The 21832-nt window shown below is 72.1% G+C and carries 26 protein-coding genes; 14 read left to right on the top strand and 12 right to left on the bottom strand.

Annotation, left to right across the window (positions count from 1 at the left end):
* Nucleotides 1-8: 8 nt before the first annotated feature.
* Entirely contained in the window at nt 9-1505 is a 1497-nt protein-coding gene (gene hflX, locus KM427_RS06425; RefSeq protein WP_183591365.1) for a GTPase HflX, read from the bottom strand.
* Between the two features lie 56 nt (nt 1506-1561).
* On the opposite strand from hflX, the gene KM427_RS06420 reads away from it, so the two are divergent.
* The gene (locus tag KM427_RS06420) at nt 1562-2965 is read left to right on the top strand and encodes a Vgb family protein (RefSeq protein WP_215526669.1); all 1404 of its coding nucleotides are present in this window, start codon (nt 1562-1564) and stop codon (nt 2963-2965) included.
* Between the two features lie 14 nt (nt 2966-2979).
* The gene (locus KM427_RS06415; protein ID WP_252275098.1) at nt 2980-3564 is read left to right on the top strand and encodes a nucleoside/nucleotide kinase family protein; all 585 of its coding nucleotides are present in this window, start codon (nt 2980-2982) and stop codon (nt 3562-3564) included.
* Here the strand turns inward: KM427_RS06415 and KM427_RS06410 are convergent.
* Nucleotides 3521-4357: an AraC family transcriptional regulator gene (locus KM427_RS06410; RefSeq protein ID WP_215526668.1), complete on the bottom strand. Its 837-nt coding sequence runs from the start codon at nt 4355-4357 to the stop codon at nt 3521-3523. The two genes, KM427_RS06415 and KM427_RS06410, sit on opposite strands and share 44 nt — an antisense overlap.
* A gap of 51 nt (nt 4358-4408) precedes the next feature.
* Here KM427_RS06410 and KM427_RS06405 point away from each other — a divergent pair, with 51 nt between their 5' ends.
* Nucleotides 4409-4930: a maleylpyruvate isomerase family mycothiol-dependent enzyme gene (locus KM427_RS06405; protein ID WP_215526667.1), complete on the top strand. Its 522-nt coding sequence runs from the start codon at nt 4409-4411 to the stop codon at nt 4928-4930.
* 139 nt (nt 4931-5069) lie between these two features.
* On the opposite strand, the gene KM427_RS06400 is transcribed toward KM427_RS06405, so the two are convergent.
* The 7 genes from KM427_RS06400 to miaA all read right to left on the bottom strand — a co-directional run bounded on the left by KM427_RS06400 (nt 5070) and on the right by miaA (nt 11956).
* Nucleotides 5070-5846, bottom strand: coding sequence for an SDR family NAD(P)-dependent oxidoreductase (locus tag KM427_RS06400; RefSeq protein ID WP_183591369.1), 777 nt, complete (start codon nt 5844-5846; stop codon nt 5070-5072).
* Nucleotides 5847-5987: 141 nt separating this feature from the next.
* Nucleotides 5988-6806 (bottom strand): diaminopimelate epimerase, encoded by an 819-nt coding sequence (gene dapF, locus KM427_RS06395; RefSeq protein WP_215526666.1) that lies wholly within the window; start codon nt 6804-6806, stop codon nt 5988-5990.
* Nucleotides 6799-7458, bottom strand: a complete 660-nt coding sequence (locus tag KM427_RS06390; RefSeq protein WP_215526665.1) for an MSMEG_1061 family FMN-dependent PPOX-type flavoprotein — start codon at nt 7456-7458, stop codon at nt 6799-6801. The genes dapF and KM427_RS06390 overlap by 8 nt, the downstream gene beginning before the upstream one ends.
* A gap of 35 nt (nt 7459-7493) precedes the next feature.
* Nucleotides 7494-9374, bottom strand: a complete 1881-nt coding sequence (gene ggt, locus KM427_RS06385) for a gamma-glutamyltransferase (protein WP_215526664.1) — start codon at nt 9372-9374, stop codon at nt 7494-7496.
* A gap of 41 nt (nt 9375-9415) precedes the next feature.
* On the bottom strand, nt 9416-9964 hold the full coding sequence (locus KM427_RS06380) for a dihydrofolate reductase family protein (RefSeq protein WP_215526663.1): 549 nt from the start codon (nt 9962-9964) through the stop codon (nt 9416-9418).
* On the bottom strand, nt 9961-10872 hold the full coding sequence (locus KM427_RS06375; protein WP_215526662.1) for a helix-turn-helix domain-containing protein: 912 nt from the start codon (nt 10870-10872) through the stop codon (nt 9961-9963). The genes KM427_RS06380 and KM427_RS06375 overlap by 4 nt, the downstream gene beginning before the upstream one ends.
* Before the next feature lie 148 nt (nt 10873-11020).
* Complete coding sequence (miaA, locus tag KM427_RS06370; RefSeq protein WP_215526661.1) at nt 11021-11956, bottom strand: tRNA (adenosine(37)-N6)-dimethylallyltransferase MiaA; 936 nt, start codon at nt 11954-11956, stop codon at nt 11021-11023.
* 18 nt (nt 11957-11974) lie between these two features.
* Here miaA and KM427_RS06365 point away from each other — a divergent pair, with 18 nt between their 5' ends.
* From KM427_RS06365 to KM427_RS06350, 4 genes are read left to right on the top strand one after another with little or no spacing between them, the layout of a single operon-like run.
* Nucleotides 11975-12151, top strand: a complete 177-nt coding sequence (locus KM427_RS06365) for a hypothetical protein (protein WP_183591376.1) — start codon at nt 11975-11977, stop codon at nt 12149-12151.
* Nucleotides 12148-12645 (top strand): NUDIX hydrolase, encoded by a 498-nt coding sequence (locus KM427_RS06360; protein ID WP_215526660.1) that lies wholly within the window; start codon nt 12148-12150, stop codon nt 12643-12645. The genes KM427_RS06365 and KM427_RS06360 overlap by 4 nt, the downstream gene beginning before the upstream one ends.
* Before the next feature lie 19 nt (nt 12646-12664).
* Nucleotides 12665-12928 (top strand): hypothetical protein, encoded by a 264-nt coding sequence (locus tag KM427_RS06355; RefSeq protein ID WP_183591378.1) that lies wholly within the window; start codon nt 12665-12667, stop codon nt 12926-12928.
* Nucleotides 12925-13206 carry a hypothetical protein gene (locus KM427_RS06350; protein ID WP_183591379.1) on the top strand — a complete coding sequence of 94 codons (282 nt, stop codon included), beginning with the start codon at nt 12925-12927 and terminating at the stop codon, nt 13204-13206. Before KM427_RS06355 ends, KM427_RS06350 begins: the two co-directional genes overlap by 4 nt.
* A 67-nt stretch (nt 13207-13273) precedes the next feature.
* Here KM427_RS06350 and miaB read toward each other — a convergent pair whose 3' ends face one another.
* Nucleotides 13274-14809: a tRNA (N6-isopentenyl adenosine(37)-C2)-methylthiotransferase MiaB gene (gene miaB, locus KM427_RS06345; RefSeq protein ID WP_215526659.1), complete on the bottom strand. Its 1536-nt coding sequence runs from the start codon at nt 14807-14809 to the stop codon at nt 13274-13276.
* A gap of 113 nt (nt 14810-14922) precedes the next feature.
* Here miaB and KM427_RS06340 point away from each other — a divergent pair, with 113 nt between their 5' ends.
* The 6 genes from KM427_RS06340 (at nt 14923) to KM427_RS06315 (ending at nt 20110) form a co-directional block, all read left to right on the top strand.
* Nucleotides 14923-15690, top strand: coding sequence for an amino acid ABC transporter ATP-binding protein (locus tag KM427_RS06340; RefSeq protein ID WP_215526658.1), 768 nt, complete (start codon nt 14923-14925; stop codon nt 15688-15690).
* Nucleotides 15691-15746: 56 nt separating this feature from the next.
* On the top strand, nt 15747-16640 hold the full coding sequence (locus KM427_RS06335; RefSeq protein WP_183591382.1) for a glutamate ABC transporter substrate-binding protein: 894 nt from the start codon (nt 15747-15749) through the stop codon (nt 16638-16640).
* Between the two features lie 51 nt (nt 16641-16691).
* Entirely contained in the window at nt 16692-17342 is a 651-nt protein-coding gene (locus tag KM427_RS06330; RefSeq protein ID WP_183591383.1) for an amino acid ABC transporter permease, read from the top strand.
* A 67-nt stretch (nt 17343-17409) separates the two neighbouring features.
* Complete coding sequence (locus KM427_RS06325) at nt 17410-18252, top strand: amino acid ABC transporter permease (RefSeq protein ID WP_183591384.1); 843 nt, start codon at nt 17410-17412, stop codon at nt 18250-18252.
* A 34-nt stretch (nt 18253-18286) separates the two neighbouring features.
* Nucleotides 18287-19780, top strand: a complete 1494-nt coding sequence (locus KM427_RS06320) for a CehA/McbA family metallohydrolase (RefSeq protein WP_215526657.1) — start codon at nt 18287-18289, stop codon at nt 19778-19780.
* Between the two features lie 150 nt (nt 19781-19930).
* A complete protein-coding gene (locus KM427_RS06315; RefSeq protein WP_215526656.1) occupies nt 19931-20110 on the top strand; it encodes a hypothetical protein in 180 nt (59 codons plus the stop codon).
* Here KM427_RS06315 and KM427_RS06310 read toward each other — a convergent pair.
* Both KM427_RS06310 and KM427_RS06305 read right to left on the bottom strand, forming a co-directional pair.
* Nucleotides 20097-20465, bottom strand: coding sequence for a VOC family protein (locus KM427_RS06310; RefSeq protein ID WP_215526655.1), 369 nt, complete (start codon nt 20463-20465; stop codon nt 20097-20099). The two genes, KM427_RS06315 and KM427_RS06310, sit on opposite strands and share 14 nt — an antisense overlap.
* Complete coding sequence (locus KM427_RS06305) at nt 20462-21247, bottom strand: methyltransferase domain-containing protein (protein WP_215526654.1); 786 nt, start codon at nt 21245-21247, stop codon at nt 20462-20464. The genes KM427_RS06310 and KM427_RS06305 overlap by 4 nt, the downstream gene beginning before the upstream one ends.
* A gap of 93 nt (nt 21248-21340) precedes the next feature.
* Here KM427_RS06305 and KM427_RS06300 point away from each other — a divergent pair, with 93 nt between their 5' ends.
* On the top strand, nt 21341-21829 hold the full coding sequence (locus KM427_RS06300) for a MarR family winged helix-turn-helix transcriptional regulator (protein ID WP_183591389.1): 489 nt from the start codon (nt 21341-21343) through the stop codon (nt 21827-21829).
* Nucleotides 21830-21832 lie beyond the last annotated feature (3 nt).

Genomic DNA, 21832 nt, shown 5'->3' with positions numbered 1-21832 from the left:
GACCCGGCTCAGACGGCGTACGCCGCGAGCTCGCCCGCCAGGTCGGGGTTGGCGCGGCCGACGACGATCGTGCCGTCGCCGGTGTGCTCGAGCGACTCGATCTCGCCGTGCTGGTGGAGCCGGTTGATCAGGTCGCCGCGCTCGTAGGGCAGCAGTGCCTTGAACTCCACGCCCGGCCGCGGCAGCTCGCCCTCGATCACCCGCAACGCCTCGGCGACGCCCTCGCCGGTGCGGGCGGAGACGACGACGGAGTGCGGCTCGCGCTGGCGCAGCCGCGCGATCACCATCGGGTCGGCCAGGTCGGCCTTGTTGATCACGACCAGCTCCGGGACGTCGAGCGCGCCGATCTCGGCGAACACCTCGCGCACCGCGGTCAGCTGGCCCTCCGGGTCGGGATGCGAGCCGTCGACGACGTGCAGGATCAGGTCGGCGTCCGCGACCTCCTCCAGCGTCGAGCGGAAGGCCTCCACCAGCTGGTGCGGCAGGTGCCGGACGAAGCCGACGGTGTCGCTCATCGTGTAGACCCGGCCGTCGGAGGTCGTCGTACGACGCGTCGTGGGGTCGAGCGTCGCGAACAGCGCGTCCTCGACGAGCACGCCGGCGTCGGTGAGCCGGTTGAGCAGCGAGGACTTGCCGGCGTTGGTGTAGCCCGCGATCGAGACGCTGGGGATGTGGTGGCGACGGCGCTCTTGGCGCTTGGTGTCGCGGGTCCCCTTCATCTCCTTCAGCTCGCGGCGCAGCTTCGCGATCTTGGTGTTGATGCGGCGCCGGTCGGTCTCGATCTTGGTCTCACCGGGACCACGACCGCCGATGCCGGCGCCGCCGGCGACCCGGCCGCCGACCTGACGGGAGAGATTGCCGCCCCAGCCGCGCAGCCGCTGCTTCATGTAGTTGAGCTGGGCCAGCTCGACCTGCGCCTGGCCCTCCTTGGACTTCGCGTGCTGGGCGAAGATGTCGAGGATCAGCGCGGTGCGGTCGACGACCTTGACCTTGAGCCGGTCCTCGAGGTTGCGCAGCTGGCTGGGCGCGAGCTCGCCGTCGCAGATCACCGTGTCGGCGCCGGTCGCGCGCACGATCTCGGCGAGGCCCTCGACCTTGCCGCGGCCGATGTACGTCGCGGGGTCGGGCGACTGGCGGCGCTGGTAGATCGCCTCCAGCACCTCCGAGCCGGCGGTCTCGGCGAGCAGGGCGAGCTCGGCCATGGAGTTCTCGGCGTCCTCGACCGACCCCTCGGTCCACACTCCGACGAGCACCACTCGCTCGAGGCGGAGCTGGCGGTACTCGACCTCGGTGATGTCCTCGAGCTCGGTGCGCAAGCTGGCGACCCGGCGGAGCTGGTGGCGCTCGGCCAGGTCCAGCTCACCGGTGGTGAGGTCCTCGGGGTCGGGCTCATCGACGTAGCCGGACTCGAACTCCGAGTCGGGGTCGTCGGACTCCCACTCGTCGGTGGCCGCGAGCTCGTCGTCGAGATCGAACTCGGCGTTGATGTCATGTGCGTTCGTCATACGCCACCCAGCGTACGTTCATCGCCCACCCGCGGCGAGCCGATTAGGCTCCGGCCATGCGTCTCGGACTCGTCAGTCGCCTCTCGTCGCTCGCCCTGGTCGCCGCCGCGCTGGCGCTCGTGCCCGGTCTGGGCTCCCCGGCCGCGGCCGGCACCACGGCCTTCCCGGTGCCCACCAGCAGTGCCGGGCTCGGCCGGATCGTCACCGCTCCCGACGGGAACATGTGGTTCGTCGAGGCGGACGCCAACAAGGTCGGCCGGATCACCCCGAGCGGACAGATCACCGAGTACCCCTTCCCGGCCGAGTTCCCCGGCACCACGACGCTCAAGGACCTCGATGTCGCGCCCGACGGCACGATCTGGGTCGTCTACGAGTCCGGGGAGCGAGCCCGCCACATGAACCCCGACGGGTCGACGATCACCGATGGGGTGATCGGCAGCTACCCGTACGGCGAGCAGGTGCGGGTCGGCCCCGACGGCACCGCCTGGATCACCATGTCGTTCGACGAGGACTACGTCATCCGCATCGTCGGCTCGACCATCTACGAGCACCCGAACGCCCCGGAGTGCGAGGACTCGCTCGGCGAGGCGGCCGACGGCTCGATGTGGTGCCGCCAGGGCGCGGGTCTGATCCACCTCAACGCCGACGCGTCCGGGGGCGTGACCTACCCCGCCGGCAGGTTCGCCGCCTATCCCTACGCGATCGCCGCCGGGCCGGTCGGCTCGATCTGGTTCGGCCGCTACTCCAGCGGCACGATGTTCACCTCGCCCAGCGACGGCGAGGTCGGCTACCTCGACGCCGGCACCGCGCAGATCACGGCGTTCGACACCGGCTCCCGGACCGCGCCGGCCGACCTGGTGCAGGGCCCCGACGGCTCCATGTGGTTCACCAGCATCGGCGCCGCCGCGGGCATCGGCCACGTCTCCCCGCAGGGCACGGGCGCCCTCACCGCGATCGGCGGCTACGAGCCGGAGTCCCTGACGTTCGCCCACGACGGCTCGATCTTCGCGACCGACCCGACCAACAACGTGATCATCCGGGTGACCACCGACGGGCTCCAGCAGACGAACGTCGACCCCGGCGACGGTTCGGTGTTCACGCAGGGTCCCACGACACCGACCCAGCCGGGGACTCCCGGCGCGACCGTGGCCGGCACCGTCAAGGCGCCGAAGAAGCCGGTCCGGATCAAGCGCAACCGGGTACCGGTCACGATCGCCTGCCCGGCCGACGCCGCCGGCTGCCGGGGCAAGGCCACGCTCCGGTCGGCCAAGAAGCCGCACAAGATCTTCGCGCGCGCCGCGACGTACCAGGTCAAGCCCGGCAAGAAGAAGACCGTCAGGCTCAAGCTGACCAAGGCGGGCCGGAAGGCGGTGCGCACGAAGAAGGTCACCAGGCTGCGCGTCGAGCTGTCCGCGAAGGGCACCCAGCCGGTGCGGAAGATCGTGAGGGTACGACGCTGACCGCGCCGCCCCAGGTGCCGCCGGGCATCCGCCTGCTCGGCATCACGGGCGCACCGGGCGTCGGCAAGTCCACGTTCGCCTCGGCGCTGGGGCTGCCCGTGGTGCCGATGGACGGCTACCACTACGCCGACGTCGAGCTCGACCGCCGTGGCCTGCGCGACCGCAAGGGCGCGCCGGAGACGTTCGACGCACCCGGGTACGCCGCGCTGCTGCGGCGGATCCGGGCCGGCGAGGCCGATGTGGTCGCCCCGATGTTCGAGCGCGATCTCGAGCAGCCGCTCGCCGGCGCGATCCCGGTGCCGGCGACGGGCACCGTCGTCACCGAGGGCAACTACCTGCTGCTCGACGAGCCGCGCTGGCGCGCGGTGCGGGCCGAGATCGACGTGGTGTGGCACCTGACGCTCGACGACGACGTACGTCGGGAGCGGCTGGTCGCCCGGCACGTGGCGTTCGGCAAGTCGCCCGCCGAGGCGGCGGCGTGGGTGGCGCGGGTCGACGAGGCGAACGCGGCCCGGATCGAGGCGGCCCGGGGGCGCGCCGACCTGGTGGTCGACCTCAGCGACTGGGACGGGGCTCGGCGGCGAACTCCCCCGGCGTGAGGCCGGTGACCGCGCGGAAGTCGCGGCCGAAGTGCGCCTGGTCGGCGTACCCGAGGTCGGCGGCGACCCGGGCGAGGTCGGGGCGCGCCACCTCGCGCAGCCGCTCGGCGGCCTCGTGCAGGCGGCGGCGCTGGATCAGCCACTTCGGGGCCAGCCCGATGCGCCGGGCCGTGAGTCGCTGCAGGGTGCGCTCGGTGATCGCGAACTTCTCGCACACCTGGCCGACCCGCTGCACCTGCGGATCGCCCTCGACGTACTCTACGATCAGGTTGACCAGCAGGCCCTCCTCGTCCACCGGGAGCAGCGCGGAGAGGGCCGCCTCGACCACGGCGACCGCCGTCTGCTGCCGGTCGGGGTCGTCCGGGTGATCGCCCACCGCCTGCCGGATGCGATCGGTGAGCGCCGGCCCGTCGAGGCCGTACGCGTCACCGAGCGGGACGGCGGTGTCGGTGAGCCGGTCGACCGGGCCGCCGGCGAGGGCGAGACCGGCCGCGGGCTGGAGCATCGTGCCGAGCGCCCAGCCGGCGCCGGTGAGCTCCTGGGTCGAGAGGCCGCTGCTCGGGCCGACCAGCAGCGCGTACTCGTGCGACACCACGATCAGGCAGACGGGGTACTGCAACACCCGCTGCACCGACACGTGGCCGTCGGGCAGCGACCAGACCGGCATCCAGTAGCGGCGTACGAGATCGGCGAGCCCGGGGCCGGGCGCGAACCGGTGGATGGGCGGCGTGTAGCCGCTCGCGTCGAGCAGGTGCGCGCGCTCGGTCGGATCGATGCGGCGATGCCCCGTCATGTGTCGGATTCTTTCAAGAGCCGCCGACATCGCACTGGCAATGCTGGGGCCATGAACTTCTTCCTCGATGCCGCCGACCGATTCACCGCCACCGTCCACGCGACCACCGACTGGTCCGCGCCCAGCCCGTGCGAGGGCTGGACCGCGGCGGAGGTCGTCGACCACATCGTCGACACCGAGCGCGACTACCTGTCCCGGATGGACGTCGCCCTGGGCGACCGCCCCACCGGGTCACCCGAGGCCGTGTGGTCCGAGCACCTCGCCGCCGTACGGCCGCTGCTGACCGACGAGCTGCGGGCGCGGGAGTACGACGGCTTCTTCGGACGGACCACGATGGGGGCGACCCTGGACGCGTTCTACGGCTTCGACCTCGTCGTGCACGGGTGGGACCTGGGGTTCTCGAACGGCCGGCCGACGACCTTCACCGAGGCGGACATGGACGCGCTGGAAGCGGCGTTCGTGGGTTTCGGCGACCACGCCTACGACGAGGGCGTCTTCAAGCGGCCGGTCGACACCCCGGAGGGCGCCGACCGGCAGACGCTGCTGCTGGCCCGGATGGGACGGCGGGCCTGAGTGCGGTGGGTTTCGAGGCTCAGCCACCGTCACGGTGGTTGAGGTGCGAGGCGCGCTTCGCTCGCCCCTCGGCACCGTCACGGTGGTTGAGGTGCGAGGCGCGCCAGCGCCGAGCCTCGAAACCACCGGGTGAAGACGACTACTTGGGGGGCATCCGGATGCCGCCGTCGACGCGGACGACCTCGCCGTTCATGTAGCTGTTGGTGATGCACTCGACGACCATGCTGGCCAGCTCGTCGGGGACGCCGAGCCGCTTCGGGAACAGCACGCTCTCGCCGAGCTTGGCCTTGAACGCCTCGGCCTGCTCGCCCTCGCCGTAGATCGGGGTGTCGATCAGGCCGGGGGCGATGGTGTTGAGGCGGATGCCGGCGGCGGACAGGTCGCGGGCGACCGGGAGCGTCATGCCGACGACGCCGCCCTTGGAGGCGGAGTACGACGCCTGGCCGATCTGACCGTCGAACGCGGCGACGGACGCGAGGTTGACGATCGCGCCGCGGCAGCCGTCGGCGTCGGGCTCGTTGCGGCTCATCGCGGTCGCGGCGAGGCGGGTCATGTCGAAGGTGCCGATCAGGTTGATCGCGATCACCTTGCGGAACGCGTCGAGGTCGTGCGCGGAGTCGAACTCGCCATCGCGGCCGATGGTGCGCTGCGCCCACCCGATGCCGGCGGAGTTCACGCAGGCGCGCAGCGGGGCGATCGCCGCGGCAGCCTCGACCGCGGCCCTGATCTGGTCGGTGTTCGTCACGTCGACCTGGGCGAACACGCCGCCGATCTCCTGGGCGAGCGCCTCGCCCTTGTCGGCCTGCAGGTCGGCGACCACGACGACCGCGCCCTTGGCGGCGAGCCGGCGCGCGGCCGCGGCACCGATGCCCGACGCGGCGCCCGTGACGATGGCACTTGCTCCGTTGATGTCCATGGTCCGGAGCATAACCATGCTCACAGTGAGACTGTCACGGTGCCGCGGGTTTCGGCTGTCAGCAGCCAGAACCCGCAGGACACCCCGGTCGACCACGGCGTGTCCTGCGGGTTTCGGCTGTCAGCAGCCGAAACCCCGCGCTCAGAGGCCCGTGGTGCCCCGGGCCACGATCACGGCGGGGCCGGTGAGCAGCACCCGGTCGTCGGTGGTCCAGGTGACGGTGAGGGTGCCGCCGGGGACGTCGACGCGGTAGGCGACGTCCGCGTCGGTCGGGCGGGCACCGTCGGCCACGGCGGCGGCCACCATCACCGCGCAGGCGCCGGTGCCGCAGGAGCGGGTCTCCCCCGAGCCGCGCTCGTGCACCCGCATCGCGACGTGCCGGTCCCCGCGGCGTACGACGAACTCCACGTTCACGCCGTGCGGGTACGTCGTCTCGTCGTGGTCGGGCGCGGCGAGGAGGGTGCCGGCGTCGTCCAGCGACTCGACGAAGGCCACCGCGTGCGGGTTGCCCATGTCGACGTGGCGCGCCACCCAGGCGTGGCCGGGCACCGCGACCTTCGACTCGCCGAGCACCCGCGGGGCGCCCATGTCGGCGGTGATCAGGTCGCCGTCGACGGTCAGCACCTTGACGCCGTCGCGGGTGCCCACCGGGATCGGCGCCGAGGGGTCGGCGAGACCCTCGTCGACCAGGTAGCGGGCGAAGACCCGGATGCCGTTGCCGCACATCTCCGAGACCGAGCCGTCGGAGTTGCGGTAGTCCATGAACCAGCCGCCGTCGCGGCGGACCACCCGCAGCACCCCGTCGCCGCCGATGCCGGCCCGGCGGTCGCACAGCGCGCGCACCCGCTCCGCCATCCGCTGGGGCGACAGCTCGCCGTGCACGGAGCCGTCGGGGTCAGGCAGCAGCACGAAGTCGTTCTCCGTGCCGTGGCCCTTGAGGAAGGGATAGCGCTCAGGCATACATCCCCCGCGAGTAGTTGTCGGGCTCGTAGTACTCGTCGAGCTGCTGCAGGGTCATGCCGGTCGGCTCGGCGTCGTGCGCGATCACCGCGCGGCGCGGCACGATCCCGGTCGGGTCCCAGGTCTCGGGCCGCCACAGCGCCGAGCGCAGGAACGCCTTCGCGCAGTGGAAGAAGACCTCCTCGATGTGCACGACCACGGCGAGCACCGGACGGTGCCCCTTGACGACCATCTCGTCGAAGAACGGCGCGTCGCTGACCAGCCGGGCCCGGCCGTTGACGCGCAGCGTGTCGCCGCGGCCGGGGATCAGGAAGTTCAGCCCGACCTGCGGGTTCTCGAGGATGTTCCGGTAGCCGTCGGCCCGCCGGTTGCCGGGCCGCTCCGCCACCGCGATCGTCGTGTCGTCGATGACGTGGACCAACTGCCCCGCCGGGTCGCCCTTCGGCGACGCGTCGCACGCGCCGGATGCGGACGCCGTCGCGAGCACGCAGAACGGCGTCGCCGCGAGCCAGGCCCGGTCCACGTCGAGCAGCGCCGGGCGGACCTTGTCGCGGACCCGGGGGATCGGCTCGCCGAGCAGGTCGACGAGGTCGTCGACCGTGGTGATCTCGGTCCAGTCGGTCTCCGGGGCGGCGGTCTGGGTCGTCGGCACGCGACCACGGTACGCCGCGCGTCGGACCGACCGGCTCAGTGCATCCGCTTGCGGACGACCGCTGCCGACCCGCCGCCGCGCCGGGTGGGCTCGGCGGCCGCGGTGAGCAGACCGTCGTGGCCGATCTCGATCCCGGTCGCGGCGCCGATCTCGTGGGTCCCGGTGAAGATGTCCTCGTAGGTCTCGACGTCGTGGCCGAGAGCCGTGAGACGGGCGGCGTACTGCTGCACGAACGCCGGCTCCGCCAGGTCGGTGGGCGTGTTGCGCTGTGTGGCCCGCGGGGCGGCGATGGCGGCCGGCAGCGTCATGCCGAGGTCGAGCCGGTTGAGCAGGATCTGCAGCACCGTGGTGATGATCGTCGAGCCGCCCGGCGAGCCGACCGCGAGCATGGGCTGGCCGTCCTTCAGCACGATGGTCGGCGCCATCGACGACCGCGGCCGCTTGCGCGGCTCGATCCGGTTCGGGTCGGCCGGGTCGTACTCGGCCGAGAAGTCGGTGAGCTCGTTGTTGAGCAGGAAACCGCGCCGGGGCACCACGATGCCGGAGCCGCCGGTCTGCTCGATGGTCAGCGTGTACTCGACCACGTTGCCCCACCGGTCGACCACGGTGAGGTTCGTGGTCTCGGTGTTCTCGGTGTCCGGGGGCGAGGTTGCGGTCCCGGTCGGCCCCGCGCAGCGGCCGTCGTACGTCGTGACATCGCCGGCGTCGACGGGCCTGGCCAGCGTCGCAGCGGGATCGACCAGGCACGCGCGCTCCGCGGCGAAAGTGTCGGAGAGCAGGTCGGCGAGGGGCACGTCGACCTGTGCGGGGTCGCCGACGTACGCACCGCGGTCGGCGAACGCCAGGGCGCTCGCCTCGAGGTAGAGGTGTAGCGCCTGGACCCGCGGCAGGGCCGAGAGGTCGTAGCGCTCGAGGATGTTGAGCGCCTCGCCGACCGTCGAGCCGCCAGACGACGAGGGCGCCATGCCGTAGACGTCGAGGCCGCGGTAGCCGACGCGGGTCGGCCGGCGGTCGACCACGCGGTAGCGCTCGAGGTCGCGGGTCCGCAGGTGACCCGGGGGCACCGGCAGCTTCGGGTTCGCCACCGTCGGCGGCGTGCGCACCGCCTGCACGATCTCGGGCGCGAGCTCGCCGCGGTAGAAGGCCCGCGGTCCGCGCTCGGCGATCAGCCGGTAGGTGTCGGCCAGGTCGGGGTTGCGGAACCTGCTGCCCACCCGCGGAGCGTGGCCGCCGCGCAGATAGAGCCGCTTGGTCGACACGAAGGCGCCGAAGCGCTGGCGGTTCTGCAGCACCTGGCTGCGGAAGGTCCGGTCGACCACGAAGCCCGCACGGGCCAGGCGGGTGGCCGGCCGCAGCGACGACGCCAGCGATCGGGTGCCCCACCGCCGCAGCGCCCGCTGCCAGGTCGCGAGGGTCCCCGGAACGCCGACCGAGACACCGCTGGTGACCAGTTCGGGCGAGAAGTTCCACGGCTTGTCGGTCTTCGGGTCGATGAAGGCGTCGTGCGGCATCGCCGACGGCGCGGTCTCGCGACCGTCGACGGTGCGCACCTTGCCGGTCTTCGCCGCGTAGTACACGAAGTAGCCACCGCCGCCGATGCCGGCGCTGAAGGGCTCGGTCACCCCGAGGGCGGCGGCGGTCGCGACCGCCGCGTCGGTGGCGTTGCCGCCGCGGCGCAGCACCCGGAGGCCGACCCGGGTCGCGTCGGGGTCGACCGAGGCGACGGCACCGCCGGTGCCGACGGCGGTCGCCCGTTTCGGCGGAGTCGGCGCCTGCGCGCCGGACTGTCCGGACGAGACGGGGCCGGACGAGGCCGGTGCGGCACCGGCCGGTGCGGAACCGGCCGGTGCCGGTCCGACGGCGACGGTCAGCGCCGCGGTGAGCGACAGGGCGGCGAGTGCGGCGACGGAGCGCATGCGGGGACCTCCCGAGAGTGGCTGCCCCTCCCCGTGCCCATTCAGGCCGGTGGCAAACGCGGCCCGACCACCCGGTAGCGGGCGCACAGGAACGCCTGATTGCGGTCGTGCTCGATCAGCTCGAGGTCGAAGCGACGCGGGAAGAGCGGCCGCCCCGCGCCGAGCGTGACCGGCGCGATCGAGACCACCACCTCGTCGAGCAGCCCCGCCTCCGCGAACTGCGCCGCCAGGTCGCCGCCGCCGACCATCCAGATGTCCCGGCCGCCGGCGGCCGCCGCCATCGCGGCGTGTGCCTCGGCGACCGGCGCGGACGTCAGCGTGATGTTGTCGGCCACCCGGCGCAGGTCACGGTGGGTGAACACCCACGACGGCTGCTCGTAGAACCACTTCTCGCCCTGGTCGACGTGGTGCGCCAGGACCCACTCGTACGTCGTGGCGCCCATCGCGATCGCGCCGACGTCGGTCATGAAGGCCTGGTAGTTGAACGGCCCGTCGTCGTCGATGGGCTGGCTGAGCAGCCAGTCGAGCGAGTCGTGCTCGTCGGCGAGGAAGCCGTCGAGGGTGGTCGCGGTGTAGAACGTGGTCTTCATGCGTCGGGGTCCGATCGTCGTCGTAGCCAGTTGATGGGGTCGCCCTCGTCGGTCTCGACGCCGTGGTCGCGCAGCATGGCGCGGACGCCGAGCCGGCGGTGCGCGGAGTAGGTGAGCACGTGGGCGACGATGCTGCCGAGCACGAAGCTCTCGGGCGGGTCGCAGAGCGCGTCGACGATCCGGTCGTCCCAGGCCCGACGCCGCTCGATGTCGCGGAGCATGTCGAGCCAGCGCGCCGCGACGTCGTCGTGGCGACGCAGCAGGGCCACGACATCGTCGGGCCGGTCGGCCGGGAAGTCCTCGCCCAGGATCGCCGCGAGCCACACCTCCTTCGTGTGCACCTGACTGGTCAGCACCGCGGCGACCGACGCCTCCTCGCCCTCCCAGCTGTGCACGCGACTGCCCGGCTGCAGCTCGGCGCGGTACGCCGCGTCGTCGAGCTGCTTGGCCAGCACGATCAGCTCGCGGGTGTCGTCGAGGTCGTGGTGGACCAGCAGGTCGAGCGGCTGGGTCATGGTGTGCTCCCCGGTGTGCACCCACAGCGAGGTGGGCGGATGGAAGTGGATGCCGTTCGGCGCCGGCAGCCAGTGGTGTCCGTCGACCCGCTCGCTCGGCGGGTGTCCGTAGGCCCGCACGTACGCCCGGGCGAAGCCCTCGACGGACTCGTAGCCGGCCGCGAACGCCGCGTCGGTCACGGTCGCACCACGCCGCAGCTGCCAGGCCGCCCGCTCGAGCATCACCCGGCGGCGCATCGCCACCGGTGGCTCACCGGCGCCCGCGGACAGCTGGCGAGCGAAGTGGTAGGGCGACGAGAACGCCCCGCTCGCCATCTCCCCCAGGCTGCGGTGCTCCTCGTCGAGCACCGCGTCGAGGAGCTCGCGAAGGCGGTCGCGCCCGGTCTCGGTCATGGGTCCAGTCTGGCCGCGATCGCCGCCGGTGCGCCCGACCGTTCTTGCTCTGCCGCGGAGTGATCGTCGAGCGTCCGAGGTGACCGCCGGGATAGTCCGTCACGAATTGGTTGCGATCCGGCGTGTGGGACCGCCAGAACGTGACGGACTATCCCGGCAAGCCTCCCGACCACGACACCACGGCCACCGCCCGGTCGACCAGCTCCGGGTCGTCGTACCGGAGCCAGGTGACCCGCGGGTCCTTGCGGAACCACGAGTCCTGGCGGCGGGCGAAGCGCCGGGTGGCGACGACGGTGCGCTCGCGCGCCTCGTCGAGGGTGAGCTCACCGCGCAGGTGGGCGACCACCTCGCGGTAGCCGATCGCCGTCACCGCCGTGCGGCCCTCCGCCAGCCCCTCGTCGAGCAGCCGCTCGACCTCGGCCACGAAGCCCTGCTCGAACATCGACTCCACCCGCCGCGCGATCCGCTCGTCCAGCGCCGGACGGTCGATGTCCACGCCGATCTGCACGGACGCGGGGTCGACGTACTCCAGCGTCGGCAGCGACGCGCTGAACGGCCGGCCGGTGATCTCGACGACCTCGAGGGCGCGCACGATGCGGCGGCCGTTCTCGACCAGGATCCGGTCGGCCGCCTCGGGGTCGACCTCCCGGAGTCGACGGTGCAGCTCCGCGCTGCCGACCTCCTCGAGCTCGGCCTCCAGCCGACGGCGTACGGCGTCGTCGGTGCCGGGGAACTCGAACCGGTCCAGGATCGCCCGCGTGTAGAGCGCCGAGCCGCCGACCAGCACCGGCACCCGGCCCGCGGCGCGGAGCCGCACGATCGCGCCGCGGGCCCAGCCCTGGAACTCCGCGACCGTCAGCGGCTCGCGCACGCTCAGCACGTCGAGGAGGTGGTGCGGGACGCCGTCGCGGTCGGCCTCGGCCAGCTTCGCCGTACCGATGTCCATGCCGCGGTAGACCTGCATCGCGTCGGTGTTCACGACCTCGCCGCCGAGCCGGGCGGCGAGCCCGAGCGACAGGCCGGTCTTGCCCGACGCGGTGGCGCCGACGACCGCGACGATCGGCGGGTTCGGATGGCTCGGCATGTGGCTAGTCTGGCAAGCATGAGCGAGTTCGACCTGACCGAGGACCTGGAGCCGGAGGAGGAGCCCGACCAGGAGGAGTTCGAGGGCACCGAGCCGGGAGCCACGTCACCGGAGACCGGCACGATCTACGGCGAGGCGGGCGAGGCGGAGACGACGCCGCACGACCTCGAGGACGAGACCGAGGACGAGGAGTGACCGGGGTCGAGCCCTACACCGAGGAGTACGCCGCCGCGCACGGGCGCTTCGTCGTGGTGCCCGCGGCGTACGTGTTCCTGCTGCGCGACGGCGCCGCCGGACCGGAGGTGCTGCTGCAGCTGCGGCGCAACACCGGCTACATGGACGACCACTGGGCGGCCGCCGCGGCCGGCCACGTGGAGCGCGGCGAGACGGCGTACGACGCGGCCCGCCGGGAGGCGCTCGAGGAGCTCGGGATCGGCGACGTCGACCTGAGGTTCGTGACGTCGATGCAGCGCACCCTCCACGACCAGCCGATCGACGAGCGGATCGACTTCTTCTTCACCGCCCGGTCGTGGTCGGGCGTGCCCCGGATCATGGAGGCCGACAAGGCCGCCGAGCTGCGCTGGTGCCCGCTCGCCGAGCTGCCCGAGCCGGTGGTGCCGCACGAGCGGGCCGTGTTGGAGGCGGTGCGAACGGGTACCGCGGAGGCGTACTCGACCTTCGGCTTCTAGAGATTCTAGAGAGGCGCGCGTGACCTCCGACCAGTCCGACCTCGGCCCGATGCCCGAACCCGTCATCGAGCCCGGCGAGCCCAACCCCGGCGGCCCCGACGCCAAACCCGACGACGCCAACGGGACGATCCCCGATCCCCCGGTGTCCGACAACCCGTCGATCGCCCAGCAGGTGCCCGAACCGCTGAAGCAGGAGGTCGAGAGCGGCGAGGACACCTCGACCAAGGCCACCCGCAGCGCCGACGGCGAGGACGACGAGCCCGAGAAGGAGTCCCCGGCATGAGCGGCGACCGCGACGAGGAGCTCCAGTCCTCCACGCCCGGCTCCTCGGGACCCCAGCGCGCGACCGGCGGCATGGGCGTGAGCAGCGAGCGGGTCGGCCACGCGGGGCCGGGCCAGGAGGCCACCGACGGGCTGCGCGACGTCTCCGAGCACGAGCGCGCCCCCGACGAGGAGACGCTGCCCGAGCAGTCCGTCGGCAACCCCGAGGACAACCCCGAGGGCATCCCGCCGAAGGCGGGCTATCCCCGGCTCGATCCTCGGGCGGACGACGAGCTGTAGGGCGACCGGCGGTGGTTTCGAGGCTCAGGCGCCAGGGCGCCTTCGCACCTCAACCACCGTGAGGAGATCAGCCGCAGGCGGGCGCGTCCGGGAGCGGGGCGGGAACGCCGAGGGTCGGCATGCCGAGCGCGACTCCGGCGGTCGTGGACGGGGCGGAGTTCCGGGCCTCCCACGCGTCGCCCGAGCGGGTGCGGCGCACGTCGATCACGCCGCCGTCGGCGACGAGGTGGTGCGGCGCGGCGTACGTGATCTCGACGGTGACCAGGTCGCCGGGACGGGGTTTCGAGACAGGCGCTAGCGCGCCTTCCTCAACCACCGTGCCCACCGGCGCTGGCGCGCCTTCCGCGGCCACCGGGTCCCACGCGAAGTGCACGAGGCGGTTGTCGGGGCCGCGGCCGGAGAGCCGGTGCGTCTCGGCGTCCTTGCGGCCCTCCCCCTCGGCGACCATCAGCTCGACCCGGGTGCCGACGAGGCGCTTGTTCTCCTCCCAGGCGATGTCGTTGACCAGCGCGACCAGCCGCTCGTAGCGGTCCTTGACCACCTCCGGCGGGACCTGGTCGTCGAGCTCGGCGGCGGACGTGCCGGGCCGCTTGGAGTACTGGAAGGTGAAGGCACCCGAGAAGCGTGCCTCGCGCACGACGTGCAGCGTCTCCTGGAAGTCCTCCTCGGTCTCGCCGGGGAAGCCCACGATGATGTCGGTGGTGATCGCCGCGTCGGGCATCGCCGCGCGGACCCGCTCGATGATGCCGAGGAACCTCTTCTGGCGGTACGAGCGCCGCATGTCACGCAGCACCTTGTCGGAGCCGGACTGCAGCGGCATGTGCAGCTGCGGCATCACGTTCGGGGTCTCGGCCATCGCCTCGATGACGTCGTCGGTGAACTCCGCCGGGTGCGGCGACGTGAAGCGCACCCGCTCCAGGCCGGGGATCGAGCCGCAGGAGCGCAGCAGCTTCGAGAACGCCTGGCGGTCGCCGAACTCCACGCCGTACGAGTTGACGTTCTGGCCCAGCAGCGTGACCTCGGAGACGCCCTCGGCGACCAGCGCCTCGATCTCGGCCAGGATCTCACCGGGCCGGCGGTCCTTCTCCTTGCCCCGGAGCGCAGGGACGATGCAGAACGTGCAGGTGTTGTTGCAGCCCACCGACACCGACACCCAGGCGGCGTACGCCGACTCGCGGCGGGTCGGCAGGGTCGAGGGGAAGACCTCGAGCGACTCGAGGATCTCGACCTGCGCCTCCTGCTGCACCCGGGCCCGCTCCAGCAGCACCGGCAGCGAGCCGATGTTGTGGGTGCCGAAGACGACGTCGACCCACGGTGCCTTCCGGGTGATCGTGGCGCGGTCCTTCTGCGCCAGGCAGCCGCCGACGGCGATCTGCATGCCGGGCCTCGCCGCCTTGACCGGCGCGAGGTGGCCGAGGTTGCCGTAGAGCTTGTTGTCGGCGTTCTCGCGCACCGCGCAGGTGTTGAACACGACGACGTCGGCCTGCTCCCCGTCAGGAACGCCGACATAGCCCGCGTCCTCCAGCAGCCCGGACAGCCGCTCGGAGTCGTGGACGTTCATCTGGCACCCGTAGGTGCGGACCTCGTAGGTACGTGCGCTCATGACAGTCGCCAGGGTACGGCGCGCCCGCGGACCGCCCGAAACCACGACGACCCCAGTGCACAACCCCAGTGCATAGGTAGCCCGAACGGGCCATCGGTGACTAGTGTCCCCTCATGACGGCAGCCACGACTCCGGAGACCGGCACCGAGACCGTGGTGGCGCTCGCGGGTGTCGACAAGTGGTTCGGCTCGCTGCACGTCCTCCAGGGCATCGACCTGACCGTCCGCCGCGGCGAGGTGGTCGTCGTCATCGGACCGTCCGGGTCGGGAAAGTCCACACTGTGCCGCGCCATCAACCGGCTCGAGACGATCGACAACGGCTCGATCACCCTGGAGGGCCGGCCGTTGCCCCAGGAGGGCAAGGAGCTCGCCCGACTGCGCTCCGACGTCGGCATGGTCTTCCAGAGCTTCAACCTCTTCGCCCACAAGACCGTGCTGGAGAACGTCACGCTCGGCCCGATCAAGGTGCGCGGCACCAAGCGCGCGGACGCCGAGAGGCGCGCCCGCGAGCTGCTCGACCGGGTCGGGGTCGGCCAGCAGGCGGCCAAGTACCCGGCCCAGCTCTCGGGTGGCCAGCAGCAGCGCGTCGCGATCGCCCGCGCGCTCGCCATGGACCCCACGCTGATGCTCTTCGACGAGCCGACCTCGGCGCTCGACCCGGAGATGATCAAGGAGGTCCTCGACGTGATGGTCGACCTCGCCCGCGGCGGCATGACGATGATCGTGGTGACGCACGAGATGGGGTTCGCCCGCACCGCGGCCGACCGCGTGGTCTTCATGTCCGACGGGGCGATCGTCGAGGAGAGCACGCCCGACGACTTCTTCACCAACCCGCGCTCGGAGCGGGCCCAGGACTTCCTCGGCAAGATCCTGAAGCACTGACCCTCCCCGGCACCGCCCCTCGCACTTCACCGCTCACTCGGAAAGAGGAGAAGAAAATGGGACACATCCAGAAGGTCCGGGCGGCGGCCGTCGCCCTCGCCCTGGCGGGCGCTCTCGCGGCCTGCGGTGACGCCGGCGACGACGGCGACGAGGGCTCGGACGTCGAGGTGCAGGAGAACGCCGCCGACGAGTTCGACGACGGCACCCGCATGAAGGAGCTCGCCGACGCGGGCTCGGTCACGATCGGCGTGAAGTTCGACCAGCCCGGCATCGGTTTCAAGGGGGCCACCGACGACGCGCCGGTCGGCTTCGACCCCGAGATCGGGAAGATCCTGGCCGCCGACCTCGGCATCGCGCCCGAGGACATCACCTGGAAGGAGACGATCTCCGACAACCGCGAGCCGTTCCTCCAGAACGGCACCGTCGATCTGGTCATCGCGTCGTACTCCATCACCGACGAGCGCCGGCAGGTCGTCGGCCAGGCCGGCCCCTACTACGTCACCGGCCAGCAGCTGCTGGTCGGCACCGACAGCGACATCGACAGCCTCGACGACGTCAAGGGCACCGAGGTCTGCTCCGTCACCGGCTCGACCTCTCTGGAGAACATCGAGGCCGAGGGCGCCAAGCCGCGCGGCTTCGACACCTACTCCGAGTGCGTCGACCAGGTGCTCAACGGCACGGTCGACGCGATGACCACCGACGGCGCGATCCTGCTCGGGTACGCCGCGGAGAACCCCGACCAGCTCAAGGTCGTCGTGGAGCCGTTCTCGGAGGAGCGGTACGGCGTGGGCTACTCCATCGACGCGCCCGAGATGTGCGAGTGGATCACGGAGACGATCGAGGACGCGCAGGACGACGGCGCGTGGGCGACGGCGTTCGAGGCGACGCTCGGCCAGTCGGGCGTCGAGACCCCCGATCCCCCGGCCATGGACGAGTGCCCGGCCGCGTGACGACGGGCTGACGACTCGCTGACGACTCGCTGACGGAGAGAGGGCCGAGGGTTGGACGACCTGCTCGACCAGTACGACCTGGTGCTCCAGGCGTTCTGGCTGACTATCCAGCTCTCGGTGCTCTCCGGCCTGTGCTCGCTCGTGTTCGGCACCCTGCTGGCCGCGCTGCGGGTCGGGCCGATCTCCGTCCTGCGGGCCGCGGGGACGACCTACGTGGCGCTGGTGCGCAACACCCCGTTGCTGCTGGTGTTCGTGTTCGTGTTCATCGCCGCGCCGAACCTCGGCTGGTTCGTCGGCACCCCGTTCCTCGTCAAGGGCGTCATCGCGATGAGCGTCTACACCTCGGCGTTCGTGTGCGAGGCGGTGCGGTCCGGGGTGAACGCGGTCTCGGTGGGGCAGGCGGAGGCCGCGCGCGCGATCGGTCTCACCTTCACCCAGACGATGGGGAGCGTGGTGCTGCCCCAGGCGTTCCGCGCCGTCGTACCGCCCCTGGCCAGCGTGCTGATCGCGATGACCAAGAACACCTCGATCGCCGCCGTCTTCGGGCTCATGGAGCTGACCGGCCGGATGCGCTACTTCACCAACAACAGCGCCGACGACACCGTCATCTTCCTGGTCTTCGCCGCGTTCTACATCGTGCTCGTCGAGCTGATCTCGGCCGGGGCGATCGGGCTCGAACGGCGCTGGAGGGCGGCGCGATGAACACCCCACGAAACTGCGGGCTTCCCCCGTTTCGCTCCTCCAGCCCACACTTCCGCGGGGACCCCCGATGAGCACCGTCCTCTTCGACACCCCCGGGCCGCGAACGCGCGCCCGGCACCGGCTGTACGCCCTCCTCTCCGGCGTGGGCCTGCTCGCCCTGCTGGGCTGGTTCGTGTGGTACCTCGACGAGCAGGGCGAGCTCGAGTACGAGCTCTGGGAGCCCTTCGTCACCCCGGCGTACGTCCAGGTGCTGTGGGAGGGCCTCCTCGACACGCTCGCCATGGCGGTGCTCGCCATCCTGCTCGCCGTCGTGTTCGGCGCCGTGTTCGGCGTCGGCAAGCTGTCGGAGCACGCCGCCGTGCGGTGGCCGTCGTGGCTGATCGTGGAGTTCTTCCGCGCGGTCCCCCTCCTGCTGCTGATCATCTTCCTGTTCCTCGGACCGGCCGGGCTGAGCTCCTACTGGTCGGTGGTGGCCGGGCTGACGCTCTACAACGGCTCGGTCCTGGCGGAGATCGTCCGCGCCGGCATCCTCGCGGTGCCGAAGGGACAGGTGGAGGCGGCGTACGCGCTCGGCATGCGCAAGACGCAGGTGATGGTGACCATCCAGCTGCCCCAGGCCGTGAAGATCATGATCCCGGCGATCATCAGCCAGTGCGTGGTCGCCCTGAAGGACACCAGCCTCGGCTACTACGTGCTCGCTCCCGGGCTGACGACGGTCGGTCGCCAGATCTGGACCGAGTTCGGCAACCAGTTCCAGACCGCGGTGGTCCTCTCCGCGACGTACATCGTCGTCAACCTGCTGCTGACCCTGCTCGCGACCTGGGCGCAGCGCCGCCTCGTCGGCGAGCGGAGACCGATCGTGCATCCGGTCGACCCCGGGATGGGACACGGCGGCCCCGGGTTGTCGTGACCTCGGCCCCGTCATGGGCCATGCTGTCGGCACCATGACCGACGCACACCTCGACCGCCGATCGCTCTTCCTGGCCGGCGCTGGAGTCGCCACCTCCGCCGCCCTGGTGACCTTCGAGCCGGCGATGGCCGGCGAGCGCACCCGCACCCAGACGTTCAAGGGCCGGTTCGCCGGCGACGACGTCCCCGACTGGGTCTACCTGCCGTTCCGGGTGCCGAAGGGCGTCCGGGCGATCTCGGTGAAGTACGACTACGCGCCGGTGAGCCTGGGCCCGACCTCGCTGAACGTGGTCGACATCGGCATCTTCGACCCGTCGGGTCGCGGGCTCGGGAACACCCGCGGCTTCCGCGGCTGGTCCGGCGGCAAGCGACGGTCCTTCCGGATCAGCCGCGCGTCCGCCACTCCGGGGTACCTGGCCGGCCCGATCACGCCGGGCCGGTGGAACCTGATCCTCGGCCCGTACCAGATCACCCCCGCGGGCACGCCGTACCGCGTCGACGTCACCCTGCACTTCGGCAGGCCCGGGAAGCGCTTCCGGCCCCGCCCCGCGCCCACGTCGGTGCCCGGCACGGGGCCGGGCTGGTACCGCGGCGACCTCCACGTGCACACCGTGCACTCCGACGGCTCGCAGACGCCGCGAGACGTGATCGGGTACGCCCGCAAGGCCGGCCTCGACTTCATCGGCACCTCCGAGCACAACACCAGCTCCGCCCAGCGGATCTGGGGGCGCGTCGTGCCGAAGGGCTTCCTGGTCATCCCCGGCGAGGAGGTGACCACCCGCGCCGGGCACTGGCTCGCCGCGGGGCTGCCCACGGGCACCTGGATCGACTGGCGCTACCGCCCGGAGGACGGGAGGCTCGCGGGGTTCACCGAGCGGGTGCGCAGGCTGAGGGGCCTCTCGATCGCGGCCCACCCCTACCAGATCGGCGGCGGTAACGGCTGGCAGTTCGGCGACGACTTCGCCGAGATGGACGCGGTCGAGGTGTGGAACGGTCCCTGGAGCGGCCTGAACGCCGCCGCCAACACCAAGGCGGTCGCGCGGTGGCACGACCTGCTGACCGCCGGCGTCTTCAAGCCCGCGGTCGGCAACTCCGACACCCACCAGGCCGCGCAGCGGATCGGCCTGGCCCAGACCGTGGTCCGGGCCGACCGGCTGTCGGTGACCGCGCTCATGGCGGGCTACCGGGCCGGGCACTCGTGGATCACCGGCTCCTCGGCGGTCGACCTGGAGTTCACCGCCACGCTGGGTGGGTCCCGGGCGGAGTGCGGCGACCGGCTCGCGAGCGGCCCCGCCGACCAGGTGACCGTGCGCCTGCACGCCTCCGGCGTACCGGCCGGCTCGGTGGCCACGCTGATCGGCCCCGGCGCCACGACGTACGGCGCCCCCGTGGTCGCCGGCGCCGACGGAGCACTGCTGGTCGAGCAGTCGGTGCCGGGCGGTACGCCGTTCGTGCGGGCCGAGATCCGCCAGGGCCCCGCGACGACCGACGCGATGGTGGCGCTGACCAACCCGATCTTCCTGGCCTGAGTGCCTGCTCGGGCCTGATATCGGGGATAGTCCGTCACGTTTCGGTTGCCAACCGCCAGGATCGGCAACCGGAACGTGACGGACTATCCCCACGGTCTATCCCGCGATCCCGGCACGCTGGACCTCAGGACTGCCGGATAGCGTGTGCGGGTGAGCAAGGGGCGCGTCAACTGGTCGATGCTGCTGGTGGCGTTCGCGCTCCTCGTCCCGGTGCTGGGCGGGGTCGCCCTCGTGCTCGGCGGCGGCAGCGCACCGCTCGGCTGGGCGCTGATCGGCTTCTTCGGCGCCGGCGCGGTCGTGCTCGGCAAGAAGGCCGTCACCGGCGGCTGAGCACCTCCACGCGGTTGCCGTGCGCGTCGCGGGTGTGGAAGCGCTCGTAGCCGTCGAAGGTGTGCCGCTCGCGCCAGTCGACGTCGAACCCGAGCGACGCGAGCCGCAGCGCCAGCGCCTCCAGCGCGGCGACGTCGTCGAGCAGCAGCGCGGGGTGGGCCTTGCGGGCCGGGGCGAACGGGTCCTCGACGCCGACGTGGATCTCGACGCCGTCGCGGCGGAACCAGGCGCCGCCGCGCGCGGCGAGGTCGGCCGGCTTGGCGACCTCGGCCAGGCCGAGGCCGTCGGCGTAGAAGCGGCGGGCGGCGTCCTCGCCGCCGGGCGGGCAGGCGACCTGCACGTGGTGCAGCCTCATGCGGGCACCTGCGCGACCACGAAGATCCGGCGGAAGGGCAGCACCACGCCGTACTCGTGCCGGGGGTACGCCGCGGCGAGCCGCCGCTTGAACTCCGCCTCGAACGCCGGGCGCAGGTCGTCGGGGAGCGCCTGCAGCGTGGGGCGGGCGCCGGTGCCGGACACCCAGGTGAAGACCGGGTCGGGGCCCGTGAGCAGGTGCAGGTACGTCGTCTCCCAGGCGTCGACCGTGCAGCCGAGGCGCGCGAGCGCGTCGAGGTAGACCGCCGGGTCGTGGCTGCTCGGCACCGCGACGCCGGAGGTGTGCTCGGCGTACGGCGCCTCGGCGGCGAGCTCGTCGCGGAGCGTGTGGCTGGGCTCGTCGAAGTTGCCGGGCACCTGGAAGGCGAGCCAGCCGCCGGGGGCGAGCCGGCCCACGAGCGCGGGCAGCAGGTCGAGGTGGCCGGGGATCCACTGCAGGGTCGCGTTCGAGACCAGCACGTCGACCTCGCCCCGGTCGGTCGGACCCGACCTCGCCCAGTCGCGCAGGTCGGAGACGTGGAAGCGGACGTCGCCGCCGAGCTCGCGCGCCTTCGCGATCATCTCGGGGCTGGCGTCGAGCCCGACCACGTGGGCGCCCGCCCAGCGGTCGGCCAGCAACGTCGTCAGGTTGCCCGGGCCGCAGCCCAGGTCGACGACCGTGGCCGGCCGGTCGGCGCCGACGCGGGCGAGCAGCTCGACGAACGGGCGGCCGCGCTCGTCGGCGTAGGTCAGGTAGCGGTCGGGGTCCCAGGTGTGTGACATCGCGGTCCTTCCGAAGTCTCTTGACATCAAGATATCTTCCGTGGTCTTTGTCTTGATGTCAAGATTCTCGACCGGATCGGTTACGCTGACGGCATGCGGGACGAGGTCGACGAGCTGGTCGAGGCCTGGGAACGAGAGCGCCCCGACCTCGATCTCGCCCCGGTCGAGGTGTTCAGCCGGATCAGCCGGCTGGGCCGCCATCTCGACCTCGCCCGGCGGGACGCGTTCACCACCGCGCAGGTCGAGTCGTGGGAGTTCGACGTGCTGGCGGCGCTGCGCCGAGCCGGCGCGCCGTACGAGCTCTCCCCCGGCCGCCTGCTTCGCGAGACGCTGGTGACCAGCGGCACCATGACCAACCGGGTCGACCGGCTCGCCGGCCGCGGCCTGGTCGAGCGGCTGCCCGACCCACGTGACCGGCGCGGCGTGCTCGTGCGGCTCACCCCCGAGGGCAAGGAGGCGGTGGACGCCGCCTTCGAGAGTCTGCTCGAGGCCGAGCAGACCTTCCTGGCCGGGCTGCCCGAGAAGGACCGCGGGCGGCTGGCGGCGCTGCTGCGCACGCTCCTGGCGCCGTTCGCCGACTGATCC

Source organism: Nocardioides sp. LMS-CY (assembly GCF_018732145.1).
In the GTDB taxonomy this organism is placed as follows: Bacteria; Actinomycetota; Actinomycetes; order Propionibacteriales; family Nocardioidaceae; genus Nocardioides; species Nocardioides soli.
Note: the sequence above shows the minus strand (reverse complement) of the source record. Positions and strands in the feature narration are given on the sequence as shown.